Source organism: Actinomycetospora sp. (assembly GCF_055612215.1).
This window is the reverse complement of record NZ_JBVPVA010000519.1, coordinates 1-6293: the sequence shown is the minus strand read 5'-3', so window position 1 is coordinate 6293 and position 6293 is coordinate 1. Positions and strand designations below refer to the sequence as shown.

The window sequence follows — 6293 nt, the reverse complement described above, 5'->3', positions numbered from 1 at the left end:
GGTCGTGCGGGCGGGCAGCGACGCGAGCCGGGGCGGGACACCGGGCGCGGGTGCCGCCGGTGCCCCGAGCTCCGGCGCGGCCGCCGGGTGGGCGGCCGCGAGCAGCGCGGTCCGCACCGCCGCCCCGTCGGACCCGCCGAGCAGCAGCGCCCCGGTGAGCCCGGCCGCGCCGGCCGCCACCACGAGCACCGCCAGCAGGCGGGTCACCCATCCCCGACCCCCGTCCATGCCCGCCATGGTCCCGCGACGGCGGGCGTGCCCGAACAGGGCCCCGGGTCGGGTCGGTCAGCGCATCCGTCGCCGGGGCAGCGCCACCTGACGGAACTCCAGCGCACGGTCGCCCGACCACGGCGCCGTCGGCGCGTGCGTGAGCCCCGCGAAGCGCAGCAGCACGGCGTCGTAGTTCACGCGCCAGCCGGAGAAGTCCCGCCACGACCGGTCGGGGTCGGGGCGCACGGCGGCCCCCGTCGCGGCCAGCGCCGCGCGGGCCGCGTCGTACTCCTCGCGCCGGACCGCGATCGGGTCGTCCGGCGCCGGGTCCGCGTCGTAGGGCATCGCGTAGAAGTCCGCGATGCGGCGCAGCGCCAGGAAGCCCGAGCGCAGGCAGAGCTCCGCGGCCGGGCGCCGGCCGAGGTCGAGCGTGGACGACACCAGCGCCGCCGCGTCGAGCACGGCCCCGGCCGCGGTGACCCACGACCGGTCGGGCTGCGGCGAGCGGAACAGCACCAGCGCGGGCGTCGAGCAGTGGGTCTCCTCGATGTCGGCGAACCAGCGCGACCACTCGGCCCAGAAGCCGTCGAGCTCGTCGAGACCCTCGATCACGGCGAGGCGGCTCAGCAGCTCGACCGCGCTCGGCGGACTGCCCGCCTGGGTCTCGAGCCCGGTGACCATCACCTCCCGGCGCGAGTACGAGGAGTAGATCGACGGCAGGTAGGAGATCAGCAGCGCGACGAGCCCGAGGCCGAGGACCGCCTCCACGAACACCAGCAGGGCGGCGCCGGTCCCGGGCGGCTCCCGCACGCCGAGCGTGAGCAGCGACGAGCCGCTCTCGACGACGGCGTCCGACCAGCCCTGCCCGAGCGCGACGAACACGAGGGCGAAGCCGAGGAGCACGAGCGTGAGCCACACGAGCGGCAGGCACATCAGGCTCAGCGGGGCGTAGAGCGCGAGCGCGCGGTCGCGGCGGGTGTAGTCGCGCATCCGCCGGGCCGGGGCGAAGGCGACCCCGACGGCGAGGAACACCCAGCGGGTGATCCACAACGGCGTCGCGCGGGGGACGGCGAGCGTCTGGACCGCCGAGAGGACCGTGGCGGCGACGATCACCGCGCCGGCGATCCCGGCGAGGACCGCCAGCAGGGTGGACACCCGTTGATCGTGCCCGACGCGGCTGCTCAGTCGGAGGAGTCGGCGTCGTCGACGCGGCGCTCGGCCTCGACGTTGACCTCCGCCCCCAGCAGCACGATGTAGGCGGTGAGGTAGAGCCAGAGCATGACCACGACGACGGCCGCGAGCGCCCCGTACGTCTGGCCGTAGCTCGAGAAGTGGTCGACGTAGACGGTGAAGACGACCGAGCCCGCCACCCACACCACCGTCGCGGCCGCCGACCCCAGGCTCAGCAGGCGCAGCCGGGGACCCGGCCGGTCGGGCGACACGCGGTAGACCACCGCGAGCGCGCCCATCACCAGCACCACGAGCAGGAGCCAGCGGACCACCTCGGCGAGCAGCCGCACCGGCGTCGGCAGCCCGTCGATCACGGCCGAGGCGCCGACGAGCAGGGCGACCGCCACGGCGACGAACACCACCGACCCGAGGGCCAGCGCGATGGCGAGCGTGTACAGCCGCAGGATGCCGCGGGTCTCGGGTCGTTCGTAGATCGACTGGATCGACGTCAGGAGCTTCTGGGTACTGCCCGACGCGCTCCACAGGGCGGTGGCGGCCGCGACGAGGAACGTCGTGGTGAGGCTGCCGGTGCCGCCGCTGGTCACGGTCTGCAGCTGGTCGAGGACCAGCGGCCGGGCGGTGTCGGGCAGGACGGCGGCGAGCTGCTGCGCGACCGCCGCCGTGTGGGCCGGGTCGGTGGTCAGGCCGAACAGCGCGAGCAGCGCGATGAGCGCCGGCGCGATGCCGAGGATCGCGAAGAAGGCCACGCCGCCGGCCATGGTGCCGACCTCGTCCTGGAGCCCCTTCCGCACGGCGCCGTAGACGATCTGCCACCACGCGCGCGGCGGGAGGCGGGTCAGCGCCACGGGCCGGGAGGAGGGCTCGGCGGTCTGTGTCACGGGCGGAGCTACCCGGGCGGGCCGTGCGCTCAGTCGTGCGCTTCGGCCGGGCGGGTTCACAGCACCTCCACAGCTCGCCGGGCCGTCCAGCACACGAGCCGATGACGCCGGGCGGGCAGGCTGGTCCCGTGCGCTGCAACGACGCGGGCCTCGTCCGGTGATCGGCTACCAGCGAGGGCTGTCCCTGCTCGACGGCTGGCTGCCGTGGGCCGTGCAGGCGGTCGTCGTGCTCCTGCTGCTGGTGGTCCTCGTCCCCCTGGTGCCGTGGTCGGAGTCCCGACGGCGGCCGGTGCGGCGCCCCCTGGTTCGGCTCGGTCTCGTCGTGGTGCTCGGCGTCGCCGGGGCGTTCGCCGCGTGGTGGGCGTTCGCGGGCAGCGGGCTCGCGTCGGACCCGGCGCCGGCCCTGCTGTGGGTGTGGGTGGGGCTGACCGTCGCCGCGGTGGTGGCCGTCGTGGTCGCGTGGGGGCCGTCGCGGTGGTGGCGCCGGGCGCTGTCGGTGCTGGTCGTGCCGCTCGCGCTCGTGTGCGTCGCGCTCGTGCTCAACCAGTGGGTGGGCTACGTGACGACGGTGCAGGAAGGCTGGGGCGAGGTCACGGCCGGCGCGTTCCCCGACCAGGTCGACGCGACCGCCCTGCCCGCGATGGTCGGCACCCCGCGCCCGACCGGCGCCGTCGTCTCGGTGGCGATCCCCGACACGGCCAGCGGCTTCCCGCACCGCGACGAGGACGTGTGGCTGCCGCCCGCGTGGTTCGCGCCGGGCCCGCGGCCGGCCCTGCCCGCGATCATGATGATCGGCGGCGAGTTCAACACCCCCGGCGACTGGATCCGCGTCGGGAACGCCGTCCAGATCGCCGATGCCTACGCGGCCGCCCACGGCGGCGTCGCCCCGGTCCTCGTGTTCGCCGACGCGGGCGGGACGTTCAACAACGACACCGAGTGCGTCGACGGACCCCGCGGGAACGCGGCCTCGCACCTGACCCGCGATGTCATCCCCTTCGTCGAGCAGACCTACGGGGTGTCCCGCGACCCGCGGGCCTGGGGCGTCGTCGGCTGGTCGATGGGCGGGACCTGCGCGGTCGACCTCGCCGTCATGCACCCGGACCTCATCGACTCCTTCGACGACATCGCGGGCGACGCCGGGCCGGAGGTCGGGACGAAGCAGCAGACGATCGACCGGCTCTACGGCGGGAACGCCGCGGCCTGGGCGGCGTACGACCCGGCGACGGTGCTGTCCGCGCACGCCCCGTACGCCGACACCGCGGGCCGGTTCGACGACAGCTCGGACGCGGGCGGCGGGTTCGGCGGGTACGGGCACCGACCTCCGGGCGCCGGCGCGGGCCGGCCCCCCGGCCAGCGGCCGCCCGGGCAGCGGCCGTCCGGCGGCTTCGGCGGGCAGGCCGCCAACCCCGGGATCGGCGGCCGCGGCGGTGGGGGAGCGACCGGCCAGGAGCTTCCCGAGGCCCGCGCCCTGTGCGCCCAGGCCCAGACCCGCGCGATCGCCTGCACCGTCGAGACGCAGCCGGGACGGCACTCGTGGCAGTTCGCCTCGACCGCGTTCTCCGACGTCCTGCCGTGGATGTCGGCGCGGGTCGAGGCGCCGGGAACCCCGGCGCGGGTGACGTAGCGACGGCGTCGTGGCGGGCACGCGGCCGAGACGTCGACGGCTACGGAGAGGGCGGACCCTGGCCGTCCGGTCGACCGCCGGGCCCCGGGTGGCGCACGCAGGCCGCGATCACCGTGAACGGCACGACCAGGACGCCGAGCGCGATGAGGACCGGGAGCGCGAACAGCACGCCGCTCAGGAGCGCGACCAGGGAGATCGCGGTACCCAGGGCCGCGAAGGGATCGATGACCTGCGCCAGGGCGTGCCCGGGAAGGCTGTGGCGACGAAGAGCGCGCCCCAGCCGGGGGTCGGACGTGCGCAGGTCGGCCGCGATGTGCAGGAGTTGCTCCTCCTCCGAGGGCCGCATCCCGATGTCTCCTCCTCGCCGGTCGGCGGACGCCGACCCACCAGGACTTCGTGCGCCGGGTGGCTCCGGATCGCCAGGACCGACCTTCCCGGGAGGCTTCGCGGCCTCAGAGGACCTTGCCCGGGTTGAAGACGCCGTGCGGGTCGAGGGCGGCCTTGACCGCGCGCTGCATCGCGAGGGCCTCGGGGGCCTGCTCGGCGACGAGCCCGTCGCGCTTGAGCAGCCCGACGCCGTGCTCGCCGGTCACGGTGCCGCCGAGCTCCAGCGCGTCGGCGAGGATCTGCTCGAACGCGGCCTGGGCGCGCTCCCGGGCGGGCTCGTCGCCGACCGGGGTGATCAGGAGCGGGTGGAGGTTCCCGTCACCGGCGTGGGCGAGGTTGGCGATCGTGGTCTCGAAGCGTTCGCCGGTGGCCTGGATGCGGGCGAGCATCTCGGGCACCGCCGCGCGCGGGACGCACACGTCCTCGGTGAGTACGGGGCCGAGCCGCTCCAGGGCGGGGTAGGCCAGGCGGCGGGCGGCGAAGAGCGCGTCGGCCTCCTCGGCGTCGGCCGCCCGGGCCGAGAAGGTCGCGCCGGCCGCGTCGAAGTGGGCGAGCATCGCCTCGGCCTCGGCGGTCCCGGCCGCCCCCGGCGCGTCGGAGCGGCCGAGCAGGATCACCTCGGCCTCCGCCGCGAGCCCCATGTTCTTCCAGGCGTCGACGGCCTCGAGGCAGGTCCGGTCGACGAGCTCGAGGGCGCTGGGCGTCAACCCGTCGGCGGTGATCGCCGCGACCGCCCGCCCGGCGTCGACGATGCTCGCGAAGTAGCCGGCCACGGTGTGCTCCGGCGCGCGGGCCGGGCGAAGCTTCACCGTCACCTCGGTGATCAGCCCGAGGGTGCCCTCCGATCCGACCATCAGGCCCGCGAGGTCGAGCCCCGCGACGCCCTTCGCGGTGCGCCGGCCCAGCCGGACCAGCTCGCCCTGGCCGTTGACCACCTGCACGCCGAGCACGTAGTCCCGCGTCACCCCGTACTTCACGCAGCACACGCCGCCGGCGTTGGTGGCGACGTTGCCGCCGATCGTCGACCAGGGCGAGCTCGCCGGGTCGGGCGGGTACCAGAGGCCCTGCTCCGTGCACGCCGCCCTCAGGTCGTCGTTCACGACACCGGGCTCGACGACGGCGAGGCGCTCCGCCGCGTCGATCTCGTGGATGCGCGTCATCTGCTCGACCGACACCACGACGCTGCCGGCCGTCGCGTTGGCGCCTCCGGACAGGCCGGTGCCGGCGCCGCGGGGCACGATCGGCACGCCGTGGTGCAGGCACGTCTGCACCACCGCCCGGCACTGCGCCGCGTCGAGCGGGCGGACGACCGCCGCGGGCAGCTCCCAGGGCGCCCACTCGGCGTCGTCGTGGGCGTAGGAGGCGAGGACGTCCGGGTCGTCGACCACGCGGTCGGCCGGGAGCGCGGCCCGCAGGTCCGCGACGACGGGGGAGGGTGCGACGGTGGTCATGGTGCGGGTTCCCTCCTGCGCGGGCCGGTCGCCTCACGGTAACCCGCCGGATCCCCTTCCTGACCGCCCTGACGCGGGCGCTTGCCCGTCCTACGGTGGGGGCGTGGCGACGACGCAGCGGGTGGCCGTACTGACCGAACCGGACCACGTGGTCGTGGAGACCCGCGACGTCCCCGAGCCGGGGCCCGGGCAGGTGCAGATCGCGGTCCGGGCGGTGAGCGTCTGCGGATCCGACGTCCACTACTACGACCACGGACGCATCGGCGGCTTCGTCATGCACGGCCCGCTGGTCCTCGGCCACGAGACCTCGGGCGTCGTGTCGGCCGTCGGGCCCGGGGTGGACGCGCCCGCCGTCGGGACCCGGGTCGCCGTCGAGCCGCAGACCGAGTGCGGGCGCTGCGAGCAGTGCCGGCAGGGGCGCTACCACCTGTGCCCGCAGATCGCGTTCTTCGCGACGCCGCCGATCGACGGCTCCTTCGCCGAGTACGTCGTCGTCCCCGCCCACCGCGCCCACCCGGTGCCCGACTCGCTCTCCGACGAGGCCGCGGCCCT

6 protein-coding genes and 1 pseudogene are annotated in these 6293 nt (G+C 75.7%); 2 read left to right on the top strand and 5 right to left on the bottom strand.

Going from position 1 to position 6293, the window contains the following annotated elements:
* The 3 genes from AC0CYZ_RS14525 to AC0CYZ_RS14515 form a co-directional block, all read right to left on the bottom strand.
* On the bottom strand, positions 1–228 hold a 228-nt coding region (locus AC0CYZ_RS14525), incomplete at its 3' end, for a hypothetical protein (protein ID WP_472216491.1).
* 57 nt (positions 229–285) lie between these two features.
* Entirely contained in the window at positions 286–1365 is a 1080-nt protein-coding gene (locus AC0CYZ_RS14520) for a hypothetical protein (RefSeq protein WP_472216489.1), read from the bottom strand.
* Between the two features lie 26 nt (positions 1366–1391).
* Positions 1392–2279, bottom strand: coding sequence for a YihY/virulence factor BrkB family protein (locus tag AC0CYZ_RS14515; RefSeq protein ID WP_472216487.1), 888 nt, complete (start codon positions 2277–2279; stop codon positions 1392–1394).
* 157 nt (positions 2280–2436) lie between these two features.
* Between AC0CYZ_RS14515 and AC0CYZ_RS14510 the strand changes: the two genes are divergently transcribed.
* Complete coding sequence (locus AC0CYZ_RS14510) at positions 2437–3903, top strand: alpha/beta hydrolase (protein WP_472216485.1); 1467 nt, start codon at positions 2437–2439, stop codon at positions 3901–3903.
* A 169-nt stretch (positions 3904–4072) separates the two neighbouring features.
* Here AC0CYZ_RS14510 and AC0CYZ_RS14505 read toward each other — a convergent pair.
* Together AC0CYZ_RS14505 and AC0CYZ_RS14500 are read right to left on the bottom strand one after the other, a co-directional pair.
* Positions 4073–4249 (bottom strand): annotated as a pseudogene (locus AC0CYZ_RS14505) (hypothetical protein); the annotation flags it as partial.
* Between the two features lie 106 nt (positions 4250–4355).
* Positions 4356–5741, bottom strand: coding sequence for an FAD-binding oxidoreductase (locus tag AC0CYZ_RS14500; RefSeq protein ID WP_472216483.1), 1386 nt, complete (start codon positions 5739–5741; stop codon positions 4356–4358).
* 103 nt (positions 5742–5844) lie between these two features.
* Between AC0CYZ_RS14500 and AC0CYZ_RS14495 the strand changes: the two genes are divergently transcribed.
* Positions 5845–6293, top strand: a 449-nt coding sequence (locus tag AC0CYZ_RS14495; RefSeq protein ID WP_472216481.1) for an alcohol dehydrogenase catalytic domain-containing protein, incomplete at its 3' end; no start/stop codon positions are given.

Coding starts and splice junctions, on each gene's coding strand:
- AC0CYZ_RS14500 (WP_472216483.1), bottom strand. CDS start 5,741: ATGACCACCGTCGCACCCTCCCCCGTCGTCGCGGACCTGCGGGCCGCG.